Annotated in this window: 18 protein-coding genes; 12 read left to right on the top strand and 6 right to left on the bottom strand. The window is 68.5% G+C overall.

What is annotated here, in order from left to right:
* The first annotated feature begins 75 nt into the window (after positions 1-75).
* On the top strand, positions 76-777 hold the full coding sequence (gene phoB / locus ASC37_RS04765) for a phosphate regulon transcriptional regulator PhoB (protein ID WP_055423287.1): 702 nt from the start codon (positions 76-78) through the stop codon (positions 775-777).
* The gene (locus tag ASC37_RS04760; protein WP_055423286.1) at positions 774-2,096 is read left to right on the top strand and encodes an ATP-binding protein; all 1,323 of its coding nucleotides are present in this window, start codon (positions 774-776) and stop codon (positions 2,094-2,096) included. The genes phoB and ASC37_RS04760 overlap by 4 nt, the downstream gene beginning before the upstream one ends.
* Here the strand turns inward: ASC37_RS04760 and ASC37_RS04755 are convergent.
* The 4 genes from ASC37_RS04755 to gatC form a co-directional block, all read right to left on the bottom strand.
* Entirely contained in the window at positions 2,089-3,633 is a 1,545-nt protein-coding gene (locus ASC37_RS04755) for a hypothetical protein (protein WP_055423285.1), read from the bottom strand. The genes ASC37_RS04760 and ASC37_RS04755 overlap by 8 nt on opposite strands.
* Positions 3,634-3,723: 90 nt before the next feature.
* Entirely contained in the window at positions 3,724-5,184 is a 1,461-nt protein-coding gene (gene gatB / locus ASC37_RS04750; protein ID WP_055423284.1) for an Asp-tRNA(Asn)/Glu-tRNA(Gln) amidotransferase subunit GatB, read from the bottom strand.
* A gap of 14 nt (positions 5,185-5,198) precedes the next feature.
* On the bottom strand, positions 5,199-6,677 hold the full coding sequence (gene gatA, locus ASC37_RS04745) for an Asp-tRNA(Asn)/Glu-tRNA(Gln) amidotransferase subunit GatA (protein ID WP_055423283.1): 1,479 nt from the start codon (positions 6,675-6,677) through the stop codon (positions 5,199-5,201).
* The gene (gene gatC / locus ASC37_RS04740) at positions 6,674-6,955 is read right to left on the bottom strand and encodes an Asp-tRNA(Asn)/Glu-tRNA(Gln) amidotransferase subunit GatC (RefSeq protein WP_055423282.1); all 282 of its coding nucleotides are present in this window, start codon (positions 6,953-6,955) and stop codon (positions 6,674-6,676) included. Before gatC ends, gatA begins: the two co-directional genes overlap by 4 nt.
* A 146-nt stretch (positions 6,956-7,101) precedes the next feature.
* On the opposite strand from gatC, the gene ASC37_RS04735 reads away from it, so the two are divergent.
* Genes ASC37_RS04735 through ASC37_RS04690 form a run of 10 tightly spaced genes read left to right on the top strand, consistent with a single transcriptional unit; the run spans position 7,102 to position 18,429 of the window.
* On the top strand, positions 7,102-8,142 hold the full coding sequence (locus ASC37_RS04735) for a rod shape-determining protein (protein ID WP_055423281.1): 1,041 nt from the start codon (positions 7,102-7,104) through the stop codon (positions 8,140-8,142).
* Between the two features lie 22 nt (positions 8,143-8,164).
* A complete protein-coding gene (gene mreC / locus ASC37_RS04730) occupies positions 8,165-9,031 on the top strand; it encodes a rod shape-determining protein MreC (protein WP_072247925.1) in 867 nt (288 codons plus the stop codon).
* On the top strand, positions 9,031-9,555 hold the full coding sequence (gene mreD, locus ASC37_RS04725; RefSeq protein WP_055423280.1) for a rod shape-determining protein MreD: 525 nt from the start codon (positions 9,031-9,033) through the stop codon (positions 9,553-9,555). Before mreC ends, mreD begins: the two co-directional genes overlap by 1 nt.
* A 7-nt stretch (positions 9,556-9,562) precedes the next feature.
* A complete protein-coding gene (gene mrdA / locus ASC37_RS04720; protein WP_055423279.1) occupies positions 9,563-11,434 on the top strand; it encodes a penicillin-binding protein 2 in 1,872 nt (623 codons plus the stop codon).
* Complete coding sequence (gene rodA / locus ASC37_RS04715) at positions 11,431-12,591, top strand: rod shape-determining protein RodA (protein ID WP_055423278.1); 1,161 nt, start codon at positions 11,431-11,433, stop codon at positions 12,589-12,591. The genes mrdA and rodA overlap by 4 nt, the downstream gene beginning before the upstream one ends.
* Positions 12,588-13,622, top strand: a complete 1,035-nt coding sequence (locus tag ASC37_RS04710) for a septal ring lytic transglycosylase RlpA family protein (RefSeq protein WP_055423277.1) — start codon at positions 12,588-12,590, stop codon at positions 13,620-13,622. Before rodA ends, ASC37_RS04710 begins: the two co-directional genes overlap by 4 nt.
* Before the next feature lie 52 nt (positions 13,623-13,674).
* Positions 13,675-14,817, top strand: a complete 1,143-nt coding sequence (locus tag ASC37_RS04705; RefSeq protein ID WP_055423276.1) for a D-alanyl-D-alanine carboxypeptidase family protein — start codon at positions 13,675-13,677, stop codon at positions 14,815-14,817.
* Positions 14,818-14,873: 56 nt separating this feature from the next.
* Positions 14,874-15,479 (top strand): lipoyl(octanoyl) transferase LipB, encoded by a 606-nt coding sequence (lipB, locus tag ASC37_RS04700; RefSeq protein ID WP_055423396.1) that lies wholly within the window; start codon positions 14,874-14,876, stop codon positions 15,477-15,479.
* Between the two features lie 12 nt (positions 15,480-15,491).
* Positions 15,492-16,448 (top strand): lipoyl synthase, encoded by a 957-nt coding sequence (gene lipA / locus ASC37_RS04695; RefSeq protein ID WP_055423275.1) that lies wholly within the window; start codon positions 15,492-15,494, stop codon positions 16,446-16,448.
* Positions 16,449-16,458: 10 nt separating this feature from the next.
* Positions 16,459-18,429 carry a UvrD-helicase domain-containing protein gene (locus ASC37_RS04690; RefSeq protein WP_055423274.1) on the top strand — a complete coding sequence of 657 codons (1,971 nt, stop codon included), beginning with the start codon at positions 16,459-16,461 and terminating at the stop codon, positions 18,427-18,429.
* Here the strand turns inward: ASC37_RS04690 and dsbD are convergent.
* Together dsbD and cutA are read right to left on the bottom strand one after the other, a co-directional pair.
* Positions 18,426-20,255, bottom strand: a complete 1,830-nt coding sequence (dsbD, locus tag ASC37_RS04685) for a protein-disulfide reductase DsbD (protein ID WP_055423273.1) — start codon at positions 20,253-20,255, stop codon at positions 18,426-18,428. The genes ASC37_RS04690 and dsbD overlap by 4 nt on opposite strands.
* Positions 20,252-20,590, bottom strand: a complete 339-nt coding sequence (gene cutA / locus ASC37_RS04680) for a divalent-cation tolerance protein CutA (RefSeq protein WP_055423272.1) — start codon at positions 20,588-20,590, stop codon at positions 20,252-20,254. The genes dsbD and cutA overlap by 4 nt, the downstream gene beginning before the upstream one ends.

Raw genomic sequence — 20,590 nt, 5'->3', positions numbered from 1 at the left:
CCGAAAATGTCACGAAACCGTCACCGTTTCGCGATATAACGGCAACACGTTTCTGATGGCACGAGCGGAGGGATCATGGCGGCCAATGTGCTGGTGGTCGAGGACGAACCGGCGATCCTGGAGCTGATCGCGGTCAATCTCGAACAGGCGGGATTTCACGTGCTGCGCGCGTCCGAGGCGGAGACGGCCTTGCGGCTCATCGGAGAGGCGCTGCCGGATCTGGTGCTCATAGACTGGATGCTGCCGGGGCTGTCGGGCATCGAACTCGTGCGCCGCTTGCGGCGGGAAGAGCGTACGCGGGTGCTGCCGCTCATTTTGCTCACGGCGCGCGGGGCCGAGGTGGACAAGGTATTGGGGCTGGAGGCGGGGGCGGATGATTACGTCACCAAACCCTTTTCGCCGCGTGAGCTCGTGGCGCGCATCCGGGCGGTGCTGCGCCGGCGCCGGCCGGAGGTGGGCGAGGAGGTGCTCGAGGCGGGTGGCTTGAAGCTCGATCCGGCGGCGCGGCGGGTGCTGGCAGAAGGGCGGGTGGTGGCGCTGGGGCCGACCGAATTTCGCCTGCTGCATTTCCTCATGGTGCATCCGGAGCGGGTGCACAGCCGCTCGCAGCTGCTCGACCGCGTCTGGGGGGATCACGTCTTCGTCGAGGAGCGCACGGTAGACGTGCACGTGCGCCGCTTGCGCGCGGCGCTCGAACCCTATGGGATGGCGGGTCTGATCCAGACGGTGCGCGGGGCGGGGTACCGGTTTTCGGTGCAGACGGCACAGGAAGCATGAAGACGGCGCAGCGGCTGCGGCGACAGCGCCGTTTCGCTTGGCGGCGGCTGGCTGGCGTGGGAACGGTTGCAGCGGTGGGTGCGCTCTTTTCCTGGCCGGCGGGGCTAGGCCTGCTCGCGCTCGGGCTGGGCTGGGCATGGTGGTGCGTCGAGCGCGAGTTTGCCGAGGTGCTGGGGGAAGCGCTCACTGGAGCGCCTCATGAGGATCTTTCCCCCCGGGCGCGGCTGGTGCTCGAGCCGCTGCGGGCGCAGGAGCGGGTGTGGCGGCGCCGGGTGGAGGCGGCACGGCGCGACCGGGAGCGCCTGATCGCGGCCTGGGATCGCCTGCCGGTGGGGGTGGTGTGGCTGGCGGCCGACGGGACGATCCGCCGGCTCAACCGGCGCGCCGAGGATCTGCTGCAATTACAGCGCCGCCTGCATGGGGGGCAGCCGCTCGCCCTCTTCCTGCCCGAGCCGCGCTGGCTCGAACGCATTCGCGCTTCGGGCGAGGCCGGGTTTACCGGCGAGGTGCCGCGGCGCGGGGAAACGCTCCATTGCCGCCTGCAATGGGTTCCGCTAGAGGAAGGAGAGGCGCTGCTGCTCGTCGAGGATCGCACCGAGGCGATGCGGCTCGAGCGGATGCGGCGCGATTTCGTCGCCAACGTCTCGCACGAGCTGCGCACGCCGCTCACCATCGTGCGCGGCTACGTGGAGACGGCGCTGGATGCGCCCACTCCCCTGCCACCGCCCTTGGCGGGCTATCTGGAGCAGGTGCATGCGCAGGCGGTGCGCATGCAGCGGCTGGTGGAGGATCTTCTGACGCTGGCGCAGCTGGAGGGGACGCAGCCGCCGCCGGCGAAATGGGTCGACGTCGGGGAGCTTCTGGAGACGGCGGCCGCCCAGGCCAGAGGCGTGGCGCCTGAGGGGCTGACGGTGGAGGTGGATTTCCCGCCGCAACCCGGCGCGATCTTGGGTGTGCGCACCGAGCTGGAGTCGGCCTTGGGCAATCTCGCCCTCAACGCGGTGCGCTACACGCCCGCGCCGGGCCGGGTGGTGATCGGAGCGCGTGCGGCGGAAAACGGCGAAGGGGAGCTCTTCGTGCGCGATACCGGCATTGGGATCGCGCCGGAGCACCTGCCGCGCCTCACCGAGCGCTTCTACCGCGTCGATCGGGCCCGCTCGCGCGACCGCGGTGGCACCGGCCTGGGGCTGGCGATCGTCAATCACGTGGCGCAACGCCACGAGGCGAGGCTATTCATCGACAGCGCGCCGGGCAAGGGGAGCGAATTCCGGCTGCGCTTTCCCTCCGGGCGCTGGCGCGAGGGCGAGGCGGTCAAATGATGACTGGGTCGATCCAGAAGAAGGTGAGGATCAGGTAATCCTCGCCCTTTTCGAGGACTTCCTGCACGCGGGCGCCGCGCGTCTTGTGTTCGACCCACAGGTTGAGCAGCTTGGCTTCGGTGCCGATCTCGAGCGGAGCGAGCAGACGGTGCGTGCCTTCGTCGCCACGGCTCGTGTCGGGAAACCAGAAAGCGGGGTACCAGGGAGTTGGCGGCGCTCCTACCACGGGGAAGTGCTGCACCGCCGTCGGGCGGGGGATACCGGGGATCTGCTCGAGCCCGAGGTGGATCTCGCCGTCGAAGGTTGCTTGACGCCAGCGCACGCGCGTGAGCATGCCGCCGTAGGTCTTGGGGTGTTTGCGCACGAGAAGCAGCCGCCCGGGCGGCCAGCGGGTGAGCTCGCTGCGCGCGCCGCTGCGGCGGATGCGCCACCCCTTGGGACTGCAGTCCATGGCATCCCACTGCGTGAGGTGGGGGGAGTAGAGCAGCTCGTTCTTTTCCCGCTCGCGCTCGGTGAGATCGACGTCGCTGACGGTGCCGCCGAAGAGCTGGATGCGCTGGGCTTCCTCGAAGGTGCGGCGCACCGACACCGCCGTGGGCGGCTCGAAGGCGCGTCCCGTAAAGTAGAAATAGATCGCTGGCCAGTCGGAGACGACCTGCAGCCCTTCATTGCTCGGCTCGCGGGGTTCCTGTCGCTTGGGCGGCTCTCCCGTCCAGCGCTGCGACAGGGTTTCGAGGAGCAGGCGCTCGTCGGTGGATAAGCCCGTCTGAGCGAGCCGCATATGCACTTTGGGTATGAGTGCGCCGGCATCGTAGAGGCGCAGCATCTTGGCGTCGGCCAGGGCAAGCGCGGGGATGGGGGGCGAATTTCCGGCGAGGTCGATGCCGTAGCGATCGTCGATGCGATCGAGCCACTCCGGCGGAACGAACTGGGCGTAGGTAGCCAGTTCGAGCGCGAAGGTAACCACCCGCGGCAGCATCGACATGGGCAGGGCGTTGGGATTGGCGAGATGGATGAGGGCGGCGGCGTGGTGCACTTCGCGGCAGCTCAGCCGCAGCGGAGTGCCGAAAAGACCGTCGTCGACGCGTCGATTGGCCACGTTGGCGCGCTCGGCGCGCAGCAGCGCCTGGTGCAAGCCGCCCCAGAGGGTGTCGGGAACGCGCGTGAGCTCGAACCAGAAAATGAGCATCATGCGCAGCAGGCACCAGCTCTGGCGTTCGTGGGCGAGCGCGCAGTAAGGCGAGGAGGGAACGGCCGCCGGGTGCTGCGTGGCCTTGGTGTACAGCTTGATGAGCTTGCCCCAGGCTTTCAGGTACGGAGATTCGCGCGTGGGCGGGCTGCGGCGCGGCCAGCCAACGCGGTGCAGGGCCGCGCGCAGCAGGTCGGCACGATCGACGAGCTGGGAAAAGGTGGCGAACTCCTGGCCCAGGAGGCTGTCGGCCAGGATCTCGAACTCGGCCGCCGGAGGGGCCGATTCCGGGGCAACGGCCAACAGATGACGCAACCGCTCGTCGATGGCTTCGATCGTCTCCTGCATGGCGGGCCCTTTACCTATGCCGACGGAAATGGCATTGTAGCCGATTTACCCGAACGGTTTTTCCGGTCCGAACGCGATGGGAGCATCCCGTCAGGCGGTGAGTTTGCGCCGCAGCAGTTCGGTCACACGTTGTGGATTGGCCGCGCCGCGCGAGGCTTTCATCACTTGGCCGACGAGGGCGTTCAACGCCTTTTCTTTGCCGGCGCGGAATTCCTCCACCGACTTGGGATTGGCGGCGATCGCCGCTTCTACCAGCGCTTCCAGGGCGCTCTCGTCGCTCACCTGCTTGAGACCCTGCGCTTGGATGATCGCGTCGACGTCCTCGCCTGCACCCGCCCACAGCGCTTCGAACACCTTCTTGGCTCCGGCATGCGAGATCGTGCCATCCTGCACGCGGCGTGCCAGGGCGGCGATGTGTGCTGGGCGCACGGGGCTCTCGCCGATCTCGATCCCGCTGCGGTTGAGCCTGGCGGCGAGCTCGCCGAGAATCCAGTTGGCGCAGGGCTTGGCGAGTGCAGGGCCCACGGCGGCAACGGCGGTCAGATAGTAGTCGGCCAGTTCTTTGCTTGCCGTGAGGAGGTTGGCATCGTAGGGGGTGAGGCCGTGTTCCTCGACGAGCCGCCGCCGCAGCGCCTGCGGCAGCTCCGGGAGGCTTGCCCGCACTTCTTCGATCCAGGCGCGGTCGATGACGAGCGGCAGGAGATCGGGATCGGGGAAGTAGCGGTAGTCGTGCGCGTCTTCCTTGGTGCGCATCACGCGGGTCTCGCCGCGCTCGGGATCGAAGAGCACGGTGGCCTGTTGGACGGCGCCGCCTTCCTCGAGCGTTTCGATCTGCCAGCGGACTTCGTAGTCGATCGCCTGCTGCAGGAAGCGGAAGGAGTTGAGGTTCTTGATCTCGCGACGCGTGCCCAGGCGCGTCTCGCCCTTGGGGCGCACCGAGACGTTGGCGTCGATGCGAAACGAGCCCTCCTGCATGTTGCCGTCGCACACCCCGATCCAGCGCACCAGGGCGTGCAGCGCCCGGGCGTAGGCCACCGCCTCTTCGGCCGAGCGCATGTCGGGCTCGGAGACGATCTCGAGCAGCGGCGTGCCGGCGCGGTTGAGGTCGATTCCGGTCATGCCGTGGAAGTCTTCGTGCAGGCTCTTGCCCGCGTCTTCTTCGAGGTGCGCGCGCGTGATGCGCACGGTTTTCTCGTAGGCGGCTTCTCCCTCGCCCACCTGCACGGTGATGGCGCCGTTTTTGACCACCGGCAGCTCGTATTGGCTGATCTGGTACCCTTTGGGCAGGTCGGGGTAGAAGTAGTTCTTGCGGGCGAAGACGCTGCGCTGGGCGATTTCGGCCTCGATCGCCAGCCCGAGGCGGATGGCGCGCTCGACGGCGCCGCGGTTGAGCACGGGCAGGGTGCCGGGCAGGGCCACGTCGATGGCACATGCCTGGCGGTTGGGTTCGGCGCCGAAGGCGGTGGAGGCGCCGGAGAAGATCTTGCTGCGCGTGGTGAGCTGCGCGTGGATCTCGAGGCCGATGACGGTTTCCCAGTCGGTGCGGTTCATGGCGGTTCCGTGGTTTACAGCGGCGGCAACCGGCGGTGCCAGTCGGTTTTTTGCTGGAAGACGTGGGCGGCGAGCAGCAGCCGCGTCTCGGCAAGATAGGGGCCGATGAGCTGGCAGCCGATGGGCAGCCCTGCCGCGTCGAACCCGCAGGGGTGCGACAGCGCCGGCAGGCCGGCGAGGTTGGCGCCGATGGTATAGATGTCCTGCAGGTATTCCTGCACCGGATCTTGACCTTTTTCGCCCAGGCGCCAGGCCGTGGTGGGCGCGGTGGGGGCGAGGAGGAGGTCACAGGAGGCGAAGGCCCGGGCGTAATCTTCGGCGATGAGGCGGCGCAGTTTCTGCGCCTGCAGGTAGTAGGCGTCGTAGTAGCCGTGCGAGAGCACGTAGGTGCCGACGAGGATGCGGCGCTTCACTTCCTCGCCGAAACCCTGGGCGCGCGTCTTGCGGTACATGTCGTCGAGGTCGGTGTACGCCGGGGCGCGGTAGCCGTAGCGCACGCCGTCGTAGCGCGCGAGGTTGCTCGAGGCTTCCGCCGGGGCGATGACGTAGTAGGCGGGAATGGCGAGCTCGGCGCGCGGCAGCGACACCTCCACGAGGCGCGCGCCCAGGGCTTCATAGGTGCGGGCGGCTTCTTCGACGGCGCGGCGCACGTCGGCGTCGAGCCCCTCGACGGCGAAGAATTCACGCGGCAGGCCCAGGCGCAGCCCATCGAGCCGTCCGTCGGCGGCGGCGAGCGCCGCGGCATGGTCTTCGACTGGGCGTTCGAGCGAAGTGGAGTCGCGCGGGTCGAAGCCTTCGATGGCCGTGAGGGCGAGCGCGCAGTCTTCGGCGCTGCGGGCGATCACGCCGGCTTGATCGAGCGAGGAGGCGTAGGCGATGATGCCGTAGCGGCTCACCCGCCCGTAGCTCGGCTTGATGCCGGTGACGCCGCACATGGCCGCCGGCTGGCGCACGCTGCCGCCGGTGTCGGTGCCGGTGGCTACGGGCACGATGCCGGCGGCCACGGCCGCGGCCGAGCCGCCCGAGGAGCCGCCGGCGATGCGGTCCGTATCCCAGGGATTGCGACAGGGGCCGAAGTGGGAGTGTTCGTTCGCCGAACCCATGGCGAATTCGTCGAGGTTGGTCTTGCCGAGGGACACGGCGCCGGCTTGGGCGAGCCGCTCGACGACGAAGGCGTCGTACGGCGGCACGAACTCGGCGAGCATGCGCGAGGCCGCGGTGGTGCGCACGCCCTTGGTGCAGAAGAGGTCTTTGTGGGCGATGGGGATGCCGGAGAGTAACGAGATGTTTCCGGCACGGCGGTGTTCGTCGGCGGCGCGGGCGGCTTCGCGCGCGCGCTCCGGCGTGAGGGTGATGAAGGCGTTGAGTCGTTCCTGCAGCGCTTGCGCGCGCTCGAGGGCGGCCTCGGCCAGCGCTTCGGCGCGGGTGCGACCTTCGGCGAGCGCGGTGGCAAGCTCACGCAGCGAGGAGGCAAGGAGCCGTTCTGTGCTCATTCGATCACCTTGGGCACGAGATAGAGGCCGTTCTCCGCCGCGGGGGCGAGGGCGAGCAGGACGTCGCGCTGATCCGGTTCGGTGACGGCGTCCTCGCGCAGGCGCTGTGGCAGATCGAGCGGATGGCTCATGGGTTCGACGCCGCTGGTGTCGACGGCTTGCAGCCGATCTACCAGGGCGAGGACCCGTTCGAGGTCGGCACGGAACGCCGCCGCGTGCTCGGCGGTCAATTCGATGCGGGCGAGTTCGGCGAGGCGGTCGAGGTCGATGGCGGGCATACGGCAGACCCTGTCGCGTCCAAAGCTTTGTAGAGTATCATATTCGCGACCCTTTTGCCGAGACTTCCCCGTGGGGGGCGACTCCTTCGCGCCACGACGTCCTAGGCCGGCGAATGCCTGCGTTTCCGTTTCTCCAAGGACCCAACATGTTCGGTTTTCTGCGTTCTTTGTTTTCCAACGATCTGGCGATCGACCTTGGCACGGCCAACACCCTCATCTACATGCGCGGCCGCGGCATCGTGCTCAATGAGCCCTCGGTCGTGGCGATCCGCATCGATCCGTCCACCGGCAAGAAAGTGATCCAGGCCGTCGGGCAGACGGCCAAGCAGATGCTGGGGAAGACCCCTGGCAATCTGCAGGCGATCCGGCCGATGAAAGACGGCGTGATCGCCGACTTCGTCGTCACCGAGCAGATGATCAAACAGTTCATCAAGAAGGTGCACTCTTCCAGTCTGCTCTCGCCCAGCCCCCGCATCATCATCTGCGTGCCTTGCGGCTCGACCCAGGTGGAGCGCCGCGCGATCCGCGACGCGGCGCTCGCCGCCGGCGCGAGCAAGGTGTTTCTCATCGAGGAGCCGATGGCTGCGGCGATCGGGGCGGGTCTGCCGGTGGCCGAGGCCACGGGCTCCATGGTGGTCGACATCGGCGGTGGCACCACCGAGGTTGGTGTGATCGCGCTGGGCGGAATGGTTTACTCCGGCTCGATCCGGGTGGGCGGCGACAAGTTCGACGATGCCATCGTCAACTACATCCGGCGCAACTACGGCATGCTCATCGGCGAGGCGACGGCCGAGCTCATCAAGAAACAGGTAGCCATCGCCTTCCCCTCGTCCGAGGTGCTGGAAGTGGAAGTCAAGGGGCGCAACCTCGCCGAGGGGATTCCGCGCAGTTTCACCGTGTCGTCGAACGAGATCCGCGAGGCGATCGCCGATCCCTTGAACCAGATCGTCTCGGCGATCAAGATTGCGCTGGAGCAGACGCCGCCGGAGCTGGGTGCGGACATCGCCGAGCGCGGCATCGTGCTCACGGGCGGCGGCGCCTTGTTGCGCGATCTCGACCGCCTCATCCAGGAAGAGACGGGGTTGCCGGTGATCGTGGCCGAGGATCCGCTCACCTGCGTGGCGCGCGGCTGTGGCATGGCGCTGGAGAAAGTCGATATGCTCGATACCCTCTTCGCCACGGAATGACCTACGGTTTCGGGGAGTTGCGATGAATTCCCCGCTCGGCGCCTCACCCAACGTTCCGCGTTTCCATCGCGCGATGTCCCCCGGGCAGCGCCTGGGGCTGGCGACGCTCGCGTCGGTGCTGCTCTTGGTGCTCGATCTGCGCTTCGGGGCGCTGGGAGCGGTGCGCGATGCGGTCTCGGTGGTGCTTCGCCCGGTCCAGGAGGCGGCGCACTGGCCGGTGAAACTCGCCGCCGACGGGTCGATCTATTTCGCCACGCTCGCCGAGGTGCAGGCCGAGAATGCGCGTCTGCGGCGCATCGAGACGGAGGACCGGCTGCGCGCGGCCACCTTGGCCAGTCTCGAGGCGGAAAATGCCGAATTGCGGCGCCTGCTGGGCATGGGCAAGCGTGCCGAGCTGCGCACCCTCGGCGTCGAAGTGCTCTACGATGCGCCCGATCCGTTCAGCCGGCGCATCGTCGTCGATCGCGGGGCGAATGCCGGCGTGCGCCTGGGCCTGGCGGTGCTCGATGCCGATGGGCTCGTGGGGCAAGTGACGCGCATCCAGCCGCTCGTGTCGGAAGTGACCTTGATCACGCAAAAAGACCATGCGGTGCCGGTGATGGTGCAGCGCAACGGTGTGCGCGGCGTGGTCTATGGCCTGGGCGACGGCTACCTCGAATTGCGCCATTTGCTCGCCGATGCGGACGTGCGCGCCGACGACCTGCTCGTCACCTCCGGCCTCGATGGCGTGTTCCCTGCGGGAATTCCCGTGGCGCGGGTGGTATCCGTCGACACCGGCGCGGGTTTTTCCCATATCGTGTGCGAGCCCGTGGCCTTGGGCGAGCGGCGGCGTTATCTCATGGTGGTCGAACGCGTGCCGGCGAAGGAAGCGTCGGCGGGAGGTGCGTGATGCAGGCCGTTTCCCGTCCGGCGCGGGTGCTTCAGCCGCCGCGGCCGCGCTTCATTTTCCTTACCCTGGCGCTGGCGTTTTTTTGGGATCTGATTCCCAAGGGGGGGTGGGGGTTCTGGCCCGAACTGACGCTGGCGGTGCTTACTTTCTGGGCGATGCGCGATCCCGATCGGGTGGGCGTGGGGACGGCGTTCGTGCTGGGAGTGATGCTCGACGTGGGGCGCGGCGTGGCCTTGGGACAGGAGGCATTGGCCTTGGTGTGGGTGGTCTATCTGGCGCAGCGCCGTTCGGCGCGCATCCTGTGGTTCGGCGGCTGGGGCCAGGCCCTTTTGCTGTTGCCCTTATGGGTGCTGGCGCTCGCCGTGCAGGCGGCGGTCCGTCTGGCCGCGGGGGGCGACTGGCCGGGATGGGGGTATTTCGGCTCGGCCTTTGCCAATGCCGCCTTGTGGCCGCTCCTGAGCTACGCCCTGCTATGGCCGCAATGGCGGGCGGTGCGCTCGGACGCTTCGGCGTCTTTGTCCTGAGACGGGCATGACGGATAGCGGATTGGACGGCGAGGCGGTGGTGGGTCGGACGCGCCGGCGTCTGGCGGTGCTGGCCGTCTTGATCCTTGCTGGTTTCTCGGTCCTGCTCGGCCGCCTGCACCAGCTGCAAGTGCGGGAGCACGCGCGCTTTCAGACGCTGGCCGAAGACAACCGTCAGGCGTTCGTGCCCATCGTACCGCATCGCGGCCAGATCCTGGACATTCACGGTGAGGCGCTCGCGCGCAACGTGCGAGCCTATACCCTGGAGATCGATCCGGCGCAGGTTCGGGATCTCGATGGCACGATCGATCGCCTCTCCAAAATCGTCACGATCGAAGAGAGCGACCGCAAGCGCTTCCTGCGTCAGATGCGGGACCAGCGCGGCCTGGGCAGCATCGCGATCCGCCAGCATCTCACGGACGAGGAAGTGGCGCGCTTCGTGGCCTGGAAGTTCGCCTTTCCCGGCGTCGAGGTGCAGGCGCGGCTCTTTCGCGAGTATCCGCAGGGCGAAGCGACGGCGCACGTGGTCGGTTATCTCGGGCGAATCAACGAGCAGGATCTGGAGCGGCTGGAGGGCGAGGGGCTCACGGGTGCCTACCGCGGCACCGACTATACCGGCAAGGAAGGTATCGAGGCGCAGTACGAGGCGCTGTTGCACGGCACGACCGGCTGGGAGCGGCTGGAAGTGAATGCGGCGGGGCGGGCGGTGCGCCGGCTCGACCGGCGCGAGGCGGTGAGCGGCAAGGATCTGGTCTTGACGATCGATGCGCGCCTGCAGCGTTTCGTGCTCGACGCCTTTGCCGGGCGGCGCGGGGCGTTCGTCGCGCTCGACCCGCGCGACGGGGCGGTGATCGCCATGGTTTCTTCCCCCTCTTTCGATCCGAAGCTCTTCCTCGACGGTTTGACGCAGGCCGACTGGGAGCGGCTCGCTCTGAGCGAGGATCGTCCCCTCTTCAACCGCGCCTTGCGCGGTACCTATCCGCCCGGCTCGACTTTCAAACCCTTCATGGCCATGCTCGGGCTCACCTCGGGCAAGCGCCAGCCGGGGCAGCGGTTCGACCGGCAAGGGATGTTCGAGTATTCCGGCGTCAAGTTGTATGACAAGAAAAGCAGTTGCCAGAGCGGGGTCGATCTGCACCGGGCGCTGGCCTTCTCCTGCAACGTCTATTTCTATACGCTGGGTAACGAGCTGGGAATCGATGCCATCAGTTCCTTCATGGGTAAACTGGGGTTCGGACAGCGCACCGGCATCGACCTGCCCGGCGAAGCGTCCGGGGTGTTGCCTTCGCGCGAATGGAAACGGCAGCGGTTCAAGAAGGCGAGCCAGCAGCAGTGGTTCGGCGGCGAGACGCTGTCGACCTCCATCGGTCAGGGCTACAATGCCTATACGCCCTTGAAGATGGCACATGCCTTGAGTATCCTCGTCAACGGCGGCGTGATCCGCAAGCCGCACGTGCTGGCGGCCACGCTCGATCCGGCCACGGGCGAGCGCATTCCCGTCGCCGGTGAGGTAGCCGGCTTCGTCAAACTCGATCCCGCGCACGTCGATGCCGTGCTGCGGGCGATGGTCGACGGCGCGCGCATCGGCACCTCGGCCCGCGCCTTTGCCGGGGCGGCCTATTCGGTGGGCGGCAAGACTGGCACGGCGCAGGTCTTCTCCTTGCAAGGGCGCAAATACGACCCCGATGCCACCGATGAGGATCTGCGTGACCATTCGTGGTACATCGCCTTCGCTCCGGCCGACGAGCCCCGCATCGTCGCGGCGATCATCGTGGAAAACGGCGGCCCCGGCGGCCGGACGGCGGCTCCCCTGATGCGGCAGATCTTCGATTATTATTTTGCTTCCCATGTGGAACCCGGAGAAGAGGGCGGGCGATGAATCTCATGCCATGGCTCGCTGTCTTGAAGCGGATGGGACGGCGTTGGGACCCTCCGCTCATCGCCTGTGTGCTGCTGTTCTTCGCCGGCGGGCAGGTGGTGCTGATGAGCGCTTCTCCCGAGCGGGTCGATTCCCTGTGGCTGCACCAGATCTTGGCGCTCACGGCGCTTTTGGCGGCAGCCCAGGTGCCGTTTCGCTGGTGGTTTCGCCTGGCCCCGCCGCTGTATCTCGTGGGGGTGCTGCTGCTGGTGGCCGTGCTGCTCTTCGGCGAGACGGCCAAGGGGGCGACGCGCTGGCTCGATCTGGGCGTGGTGCGCATCCAGCCCTCGGAACTTATGAAGCTCGCGGCGCCGCTCATGCTGGCATGGTACTTTGCTCGGCGGCGCCAGTCGCTTGCGTGGTGGGATCACGCCGTGGCCTTCGCGCTGCTCGCGATCCCCGCCGCGCTGATCCTGAAGCAGCCCGATCTGGGCACGACCATCCTGGTGGTGGCCGCCGGTGGCTTCGTCCTCTTTTTCGCCGGGCTGTCGTGGCGGCTCATCGGGCCGCTCGTACTGGCGCTGGCGATCGGCGTGGGGGCGCTGCTCGTGCAGGGCGATCGCTGGTGTCAGCCGGACGTGGCCTGGCCCATGCTGCACGATTACCAGAAACAGCGCGTGTGCACGCTGCTCGATCCGGAGCGCGATCCCTTGGGCAAGGGATTCCACACCATCCAGGCGGCGATCGCCATCGGTTCGGGGGGCGTGTGGGGCAAGGGGTGGCGCGAGGGGACGCAGTCGCAGCTTTCTTTCGTGCCGGAGCGCCACACCGATTTCATCTTCGCGGTGCTTGCCGAGGAGTTCGGTTTCTTCGGCGCGGCGGCTTTGCTGTCGGCCTACGCGCTGCTGCTGCTGCGCGGCGCCTGGCTTGCCGCCCGCAGCCCGAGCTGGGCCGGGATGCTGATGGGAGGGGCGGTCGTCGGAACCACTTTCGTCTATGCGTTCGTGAACGTGGCGATGGTGAGCGGCATGTTGCCGGTGGTCGGCGTGCCTTTGCCGTTCATCAGCTACGGCGGAACGGCGCTGGTGACGCTGGCCACCGGTCTGGGGTTGCTCTTGAGCGCGGCGGCCGAGAGTGCCCCTGAGAGAGGTTTTTCCGCCTGGCGGGGGGTGGCATGAAACGCGTGCAGAGATGGCCTGCGGCCAGCGTGGTGGTCCTCGTCGGTCTGAGCGTGGCGGCCTGCGGTTCGCCGCAGACGAAGCGCACGGCAACCGAGGCAGGGGTGCGCAGCGCGATGGTTTCCGGCGAGGAGCCGATTCCGCGCGTCGAGCCCTTGCGTCCGGCCAATGCACGCGCTTACACCGTGCTCGGCCGCACGTACTTCCCCATGACGGATTTTGCTCCGTACCGGGAGATCGGCCTGGCTTCGTGGTACGGCCGGCAGTTCCATGGCCAGCCGACGGCTACGGGCGAGACCTACGACATGTATTCCTTCACCGCCGCGCACAAAACACTGCCCATTCCCAGCTACGCGCGCGTGACCAACCTCGCTAACGGTCGACAGGTGATCGTGCGGGTGAATGACCGCGGCCCCTTCGTCTCCGAACGGCTCATCGACCTGTCGTTCGCGGCGGCCGACCGCCTGGGGTTCGCCAACCAGGGGACGACGCAGGTAGAAGTGGAGCTGATCCTGCCGGAAGAGATTCGCCTGGCCGAGGCGCGCGGCGAGCCGATTCGCGCCCGCGGCAGTGAAAACCGGCCGACGACGCTCGCTGCCCGTTCCGCGGCTACCCCCACACCGGCGGCAGGGCGCACGCCGCCCGAGGCGGAAACCGCCCCGACCGCCGTGCCGCCCGTGATCGCCACGGCCAGTACGCCGGCGAACGAGGCGGCGGCCGTACAGACTGCGGCCGTTCCGACGCAAGAGGCGATTGCGGCGGTCCCGCTCGCACCCACTGCGATCGAGCGCACGGTTCCGGCGCCTGGCTATTACCTGCAGCTGGGAGCGTTCGCCCAGGCAGACAACGCCGATTCCTTCCGGCGGCACGCGGCGACGATGTTGCCGGAGATCGACTTGCACGTGGTCGCCGCAACGGACAAAGTCCGCGTCTGGGCCGGGCCGTTCGCCGACGAGGCGGCGGCGCGCACGGCAGCGCGCATCGTCACGGCACGCCTGGGCGGCAGCGCCTTCGTGGTCACCGCCCCCTGAAGCGTCGCGGCGTATAATGGGGTGCTTCGCAATGTGTCGTAGGAGTCGGAGCGTGAGGTTTCCTCGGACGATTCAGGCTTTGTTTGCGTTCTTTCTGGTGTGCTGGGTCGCAGTGGCGCAGGCGGTGGTGCCGCCCATCACCCTCAATGCCCGGCAGTGGGTGCTGATCGATGCGCGCACGGGCGAAGTGCTCGCCGGCAAGGATGCCGACCAACCGGCCGAGCCGGCCTCCATCACCAAGCTCATGACCGCCTACATCATCTTCGGTGCGCTGCGTGACGGGCGTCTTCGGCTCGACCAAAGCGTGCCCGTCTCGCCCACGGCGTGGAAGATGGGCGGTTCGCGCATGTTCATCGACCCCAAGATGGCGCCCACGGTGGAGCAGCTGCTGCGCGGCATGATCATCCAGTCGGGCAACGACGCTTCCGTGGCCTTGGCCGAGGCGGTGGCCGGCAGCGAGGAGGCCTTCACCGCCCTCATGAACGATGCGGCGAAGAAACTCGGCATGAAGAACTCGCACTTCATGAACGCGACCGGCATGCCCGATCCGCAGCACTACATGAGTCCGCACGACATCGCCCTGCTCGCGCGCGCCCTCATCGACGAGTTTCCCCAGTTCTACAAGATCTATTCGGAAAAGGAATACGTCTTCAACGGCATCCGCCAGCCCAACCGCAACCGCCTGCTGTGGCTCGACCCCAGCGTCGATGGCATCAAGACGGGGCATACCGCCAGCGCCGGCTACTGCCTGGCCTCTTCGGCGCAGCGCGAGGGGCGCCGGCTCATCGCCGTGGTGCTGGGGGCGCCCTCTGACGAGGTGCGGGTACAGGAATCGCTCAAGCTGCTCAATTACGGCTTCCAGTTCTTCGATGCCGTCAAACTCTACGATGCCAACCAGACGGTGGCCACGCTGCGCGTGTGGAAAGGCGAGAAGAAAGAAGTGCCCGTGGGCTTCACCTCCGACGTGGTGCTGACTCTGCCGCGCGAAGACGCCAAGCACGCCCAGGCGCGCTTCGTCGGCGAAGAGCCGCTGCTCGCGCCCGTGAGCAAAGGGCAGCCGGTGGGCCGGGTGGAAGTGACCGTCGAGGGTAAACCGCTCACCACGCTCACCGCGGTGGCGCTCGAGGACGTGCCGCAGGCAGGATGGTTCGGCCGCGCCTGGGACGCGCTGGTGCTGTGGCTCAAGCGTTGGTGAATCCTACCTCGGTGCACTGGCTCGGCCGGCAGTCCTACCAGCCGGTGTGGCGCGCCATGCAGCGCGCCACCGCCGAGCGCGGGGGAGATGCCCCCGACCGGCTGTGGTGCCTCGAACACGAGCCCGTCTATACCCTGGGGCTTGCCGGCCGTCCCGAGCACCTGCTGCCCCAGGGGCGGGCATTGGGGATCCCCGTGGTGCACATCGACCGCGGCGGACAGATCACCTATCATGGCCCGGGGCAGCTCATCGTCTATTTTCTCCTCGATCTGCGCCGCCGGGGTTTGAGTGTGCGCGCCCTGGTGCACCACATCGAGCAGAGCGTGATCGACCTGCTCGCCAGCTGCGGCCTGCACGGCGAGCGGCGTGAGGGCGCCCCTGGCGTTTACCTCGCTGGCGCCAAGATCGCCGCGCTGGGGCTGCGGGTGAAGAATGGCTGTACGTACCACGGGCTCTCGCTCAACGTGGACCTCGACCTCTCGCCTTTTGCCGGCATCAATCCCTGCGGCTATGCGGGGCTCGTCACCACGCGCCTGCGCGATCACGGCATCGATTGGAGCGTGCGCGAGACCGCCGAGCGGCTGCTCGGGCCGCTGCAGACCTGGCTCGGGCCGCTTGCCTGGAGCGCTGCTCCCGACCCCTGGGCCCCGCCCTCTTCCTGAAAGGAACCGATCATGGACCGACCCGTCGATGCGCCCGAGAAAGCCCGCGGTGCTCAAAAAACCGCCCGCATTCCGATCAAGATCGTCCCCAAGGCACCACTGCCCAAACCCGAGTGGATCCGCGTGCGCCTGGCGGGCGGCGAAGAGGCCGAACGTTTCCAGAGCATCAAGGCGACCTTGCGCGCGCACCGGCTGCACACCGTGTGCGAGGAGGCCTCCTGCCCCAACATCCACGAGTGCTTCGGCAAGGGCACGGCCACCTTCATGATCCTGGGCGACGTCTGCACGCGCCGCTGCCCCTTCTGCGACGTGGCCCACGGCAAGCCGCTGCCGCCGGATCCGGCCGAGCCCGAGCACCTCGCGCGCACGGTGGCGGCCATGCGCCTGCGCTACGTGGTCATCACCAGCGTCGACCGCGACGACCTGCGCGACGGCGGCGCGGCGCACTTCGCCGCCTGCATCCGTGCCGTGCGCGAGCATTCGCCTTCCACCCGCATCGAAGTGCTGGTGCCGGATTTCCGCGGCCGGCTGGAGGCGGCGCTGGAAGCCTTCGCCCACGATCTGCCCGACGTGATGAACCACAACCTGGAAACCGTGCCCCGGCTCTACCGCCAGGCGCGGCCCGGGGCCGACTATGCCCATTCCTTGCGGCTGCTGGCGGAATTCAAGGCGCGCCATCCCGAAGTGGCGACCAAGTCCGGCCTGATGGTGGGGTTGGGCGAAACCGACGAGGAGATCGTGCAGGTGATGCGCGACCTGCGCGCGCACGGCTGCGACATGCTCACCATCGGCCAGTATCTGCAGCCGTCGTCCGGGCACCTGCCGGTGGAGCGCTACGTTCCGCCCGAGACCTTCGCTGCCTTCGAGCGCGAGGCACTCGCCCTGGGATTCCGTCATGCCGCCTGCGGGCCGCTCGTGCGTTCTTCCTACTGGGCCGACCGCCAGGCGCAGGAAGCGGGCGTGGCCTGACCCGGCGCGTATGGAGCTCAATGCGGCGCAGCGCGCGGCGATCACCCACCTCGACGGCCCCTGCCTCGTGCTCGCCGGGGCCGGCAGCGGCAAGACGCGCGTCATCACGCACAAGATCGCCCACCTCATCCAAAAGGTGGGGCTCGCCCCCCGGCACATCGCCGCCATCACCTTCACCAACAAGGCCGCTCGCGAGATGCAGGAGCGGGTGGCGGCGCTCCTGGGCGGGCGCCTCCCCGGCGGGCTGACCGTGAGCACTTTCCATGCGCTCGGTGTGCGCCTGCTGCGCGAGGAGGCGCCGCATCTCGGCCTCAAGCCGAGATTCTCCATCCTCGATCCGGCCGATGCGCAGAACGTGCTCGCCGAGCTCCTGCCCGCGGCCGAGCGCGGCATCGTGCGCCAGCTGCACTGGCGCATCTCACAGTGGAAGAACGCAGCGGTCGAACCGGAGGAGGCCGAGCAGCTCGCCGGCGACGAGCTCGCCGCGGCCGCGGCGGCGGCTTACCGCGACTACGAGCGCACGCTGCGCGCCTACCACGCGGTCGACTTCGACGATCTCATCCTCTTGCCCCTGCGTCTGCTACGGCGCGATGCCGAGGTGCGCGAGCGCTGGCAGAACCGGCTGCGCTACCTCCTCGTCGATGAATACCAGGACACCAACCGCACCCAGTACGAGCTCCTGAAACTGCTCGCCGGGCCGCGCGAAGCCTTCACCGCCGTGGGCGACGACGATCAGGCGATCTACGGCTGGCGCGGCGCCGACGTCGAGAACCTGCGCCTGCTCGCGCAGGACTACCCCCGGCTGCGCGTCATCAAGCTGGAGCAGAACTACCGCTCCAGCCGCCGCATCCTCGCCGCCGCCAACACGCTCATCGCGCACAACGACAAGCTCTTCGACAAGCGCCTGTGGTCCGAGCACGGCGAGGGCGACCCGGTCACCGTGTTCGCCTGCCGCGATCCCGAGCACGAGGCCGAATGGGTGGCGGCGCGGCTCGATGCCCACCGTTTCCAGCACCGCGGCCGCTGGCGCGACTATGCCATCCTCTATCGCGGTAACCATCAGGGGCGGCTCTTCGAGCAGGCCCTGCGCCAGCACAAGATCCCCTACACCCTCACCGGCGGGCAATCCTACTTCGACCGCGTCGAGATCCGCGACGTCATGGCCTACCTGCGGCTGCTGCTCAACGAGGACGACGACCCGGCCTTCGTGCGCGCCGTCACCACGCCGCGGCGCGGCATCGGCCCGGCGAGCATCGAGGCCCTGTCGCGCTACGCCGGCCTGCGCCACCTGAGCCTGTCGGCGGCATTGCGGGAAGAAGGCGCGGCAGCGCACGTGCCGGCCGCGGCGCTGCAGGCCCTGCGCACCTTCGCCGGCTTCCTCGACCGGCTGCGCTGGCGGGCTGAGCGCGAGCCGGCCGCCCGGCTCCTCGAAGAGCTGCTCGCGGCGATCGACCTCGAAGGCTGGTATCTCGCGCACGGGCAGCCGCGCGAGGCCGAGGCGAGGGCGCGCTCGCTGCGCGACTTCGCCGCCTGGGTGGGGCGCAAGGGAGAGGAGGAAGGAAAGACGCTACTCGAGCTCGCGCAGACGCTCAACCTCGTCGCCCGGCTCGACGAGGGGGAAGACGATGCCGACGCGGTGCAACTCGCCACCCTGCACGCGGCCAAGGGGCTGGAATTCAAGCACGTCTTCCTCGTCGGCGTCGAGGAGGGCATCCTGCCGCATCAGGCGAGCCTGGAAGAAGAGCGGATCGAGGAAGAGCGCCGGCTCATGTACGTCGGCATTACGCGTGCGCAGCGCAGCCTGACGATCACCTGGTGCGAGCGCCGGCGCGAGGGCAAGGAATGGCGCAGCGTGGAGCCGTCGCGCTTCATCGCCGAGATGGGCGATGGCGTGCAGACGCGGCGGCGCGACGAGCCCGTGGCCAAGGAAGACGCCCAGGCGCGGCTGGCGCGTCTGCGCGCGATGCTCGAAGGCGGCTAGCGCCCCAGCCAGCGCTCGAGCCGCGGCAGCAGCTCGTCGGGGCCGAGATAGCCGGCCACGCGCAACTCGCTGCGCTCGGCGCCGCCGGGTGAAAAGAAAAGGAGCGCCGGCGGCCCGAAGAGCTCGAAGCGACGCAGCAGCGCGCGGGCGGATTCGTCGGCGGCGGTGACGTCCGCTCCGACACGGACCACTCCAGCCAGGCGCTCGCGCACGCGAGGATCGTCGAGCGTGACGCGCTCCAGTTCCAGGCAGGAGACGCACCAGTCGGCCCGCACGTCGACCAGCACGGGGCGATCGCTCGCGCGCACGGCCGCCTCCAGCTCGGCGAGCGAGCGCACCGTGGGAACCTGCTGCGCCGGTGCCGCTGCGGCGGAAGCGGCCGACAAGCGCAGCGCGAGCGGCTGCAGGGGGTCGCGTCCGCCGGAGAGCAGGCCGATCAGGGCGACGATGCCGTAGGTGGCGAGCGCCAGACCCACGGCCTTGCCCAGGCGTCGCATGGCCGACGCCTGCGGGGGTAGGGGGTCGATCGCGTGCAGGAAGACGCCGGTGCCCAAGGCGAGCAGCGCCCAGCCGAGCAGCCACAGCCAGTCCGGCGCCACTGGCCGCACGATCCACCAGGCGAGTGCCAGCATCAGCACGCCGAAGGTGCGTTTCACGCCCGTGAGCCAGGGGCCGGAGCGCGGCAGGAGTTCCCGCGCGCCCATACCCACCGCCACGAGCGGCGCCCCCATGCCCAGCCCCAGCGCGAAGAGCGCCCAGCCGCCGAGCCAGGCGTCTCCCGTGCGGGCGATGTAGAGCATCGCCCCGGCGAGCGGCGCGGCCACGCAGGGGCCGACCACCAGCGCCGAGATCGCTCCCATGAAGGCCACCCCGAGATAGCGCCCGCCCGGCAGCCGCCCGGCGGCGGCATCGAGCCGGGTCTGCCAGGAGGACGGCAGCTGCAGCTCGTAGAGGCCGAACATCGACAAGGAGAGCAGCACGAACACCAGCGCAAAGCCTCCCAGCACCCAGGGCGTCTGCAGGGCGGCCGAGAGCATCGTGCCCGACAGCCCCGCGAGCGCCCCCGCGAGGGCATAGACGGCGGCCATGGCCAGGACGTAGGCGAGCGACAGGCCGAACGCCCGTCCGCGCGAGACGTGTTCCTTGCCTCCGACGATGATGCCCGAGACGATGGGGATCATGGGGAAGGTGCAGGGCGTGAAGGCGAGCAGCAGCCCCAGCCCGAAGAAGGTGGCGAGCATGGGGGCCCAGTGGCGTCCGGCGAGCGCCTGCGCGAGCCGCCCACTCTCATCGGCCGGCAACGCGCTCGCAGGCGGCGCAGCCTCGGAGGTCGCAGCGGGGGACGTCTCCACGGCACCGCGCAGCCGCTGTAGCAAACTCGCGGCAGGAGGGGCGGCGGCCACCTCGAGGTCGGTGACCACCGGCGGAAAGCAGATGCCACCGTCCCAGCAGCCTTGGTAGGTGAGGCGCAGGTGCTGCGGGATTTCGCCTTCGTAGGGAAGGGGGATGGCGACACGGTCGCGGTAAACGTAGACGTCGCCGAGGAATTCGTCCTGCTTGGCTTCCCCCGGGGGCAAGCGCGGAGCGTGCAGCTGCGCTCCGGCAGGGGCCGTGGCGGTGAATTTCAGCTTGTCGCGATAGAGGTAGTACCCCTCGCGGATGGTGAAATCGACGACGATGGAGTTCTCCGCCCCGCGCCAGGCATGCGGGACGAAGGCTTCTTCCGGCGGCACCGGATCGGCGGCGCGCGCGACGAACGGTGCGAAGAGGAAGAGCAGGGTCAGCAGGCAATACGGCAGGCGTGACCGAGAACGAAGACGGTTCATGCGGAATCCTCGGGTGCGGGCAGGGTCTGCGCGGCGACCCACTCCAGATAGGCGGGCAGCCCCGCCGACACTGGGACCGCGACGATCTCCGGGAGTTCATAGGGATGCAGCGCGCGCAGGCGCTCCTGTAGCGCCTGGTAGCGCACCGCGGTGGTCTTCAGAAGCAGCAGGGCTTCCGCGTCTTCATGCACCTTGCCTTGCCAGCGGTAGAGCGAGCGCAGGCCGGGGACGACGTTCACGCAGGCGGCGAGCCGCTCCTCGACCAAGGTGCGGGCGAGCTCGCGCGCCGTGTCGGGGTCGGGGGCCGTGCAATATACGAGCAGGATCGTGTCCAT

Origin of the sequence: Tepidiphilus thermophilus, assembly GCF_001418245.1 — a bacterium.
GTDB lineage: Bacteria > Pseudomonadota > Gammaproteobacteria > Burkholderiales > Rhodocyclaceae > Tepidiphilus > Tepidiphilus succinatimandens.
The sequence above is the reverse complement of the archived record's forward strand: the minus strand, read 5'-3'. Positions and strand labels throughout refer to the sequence as shown.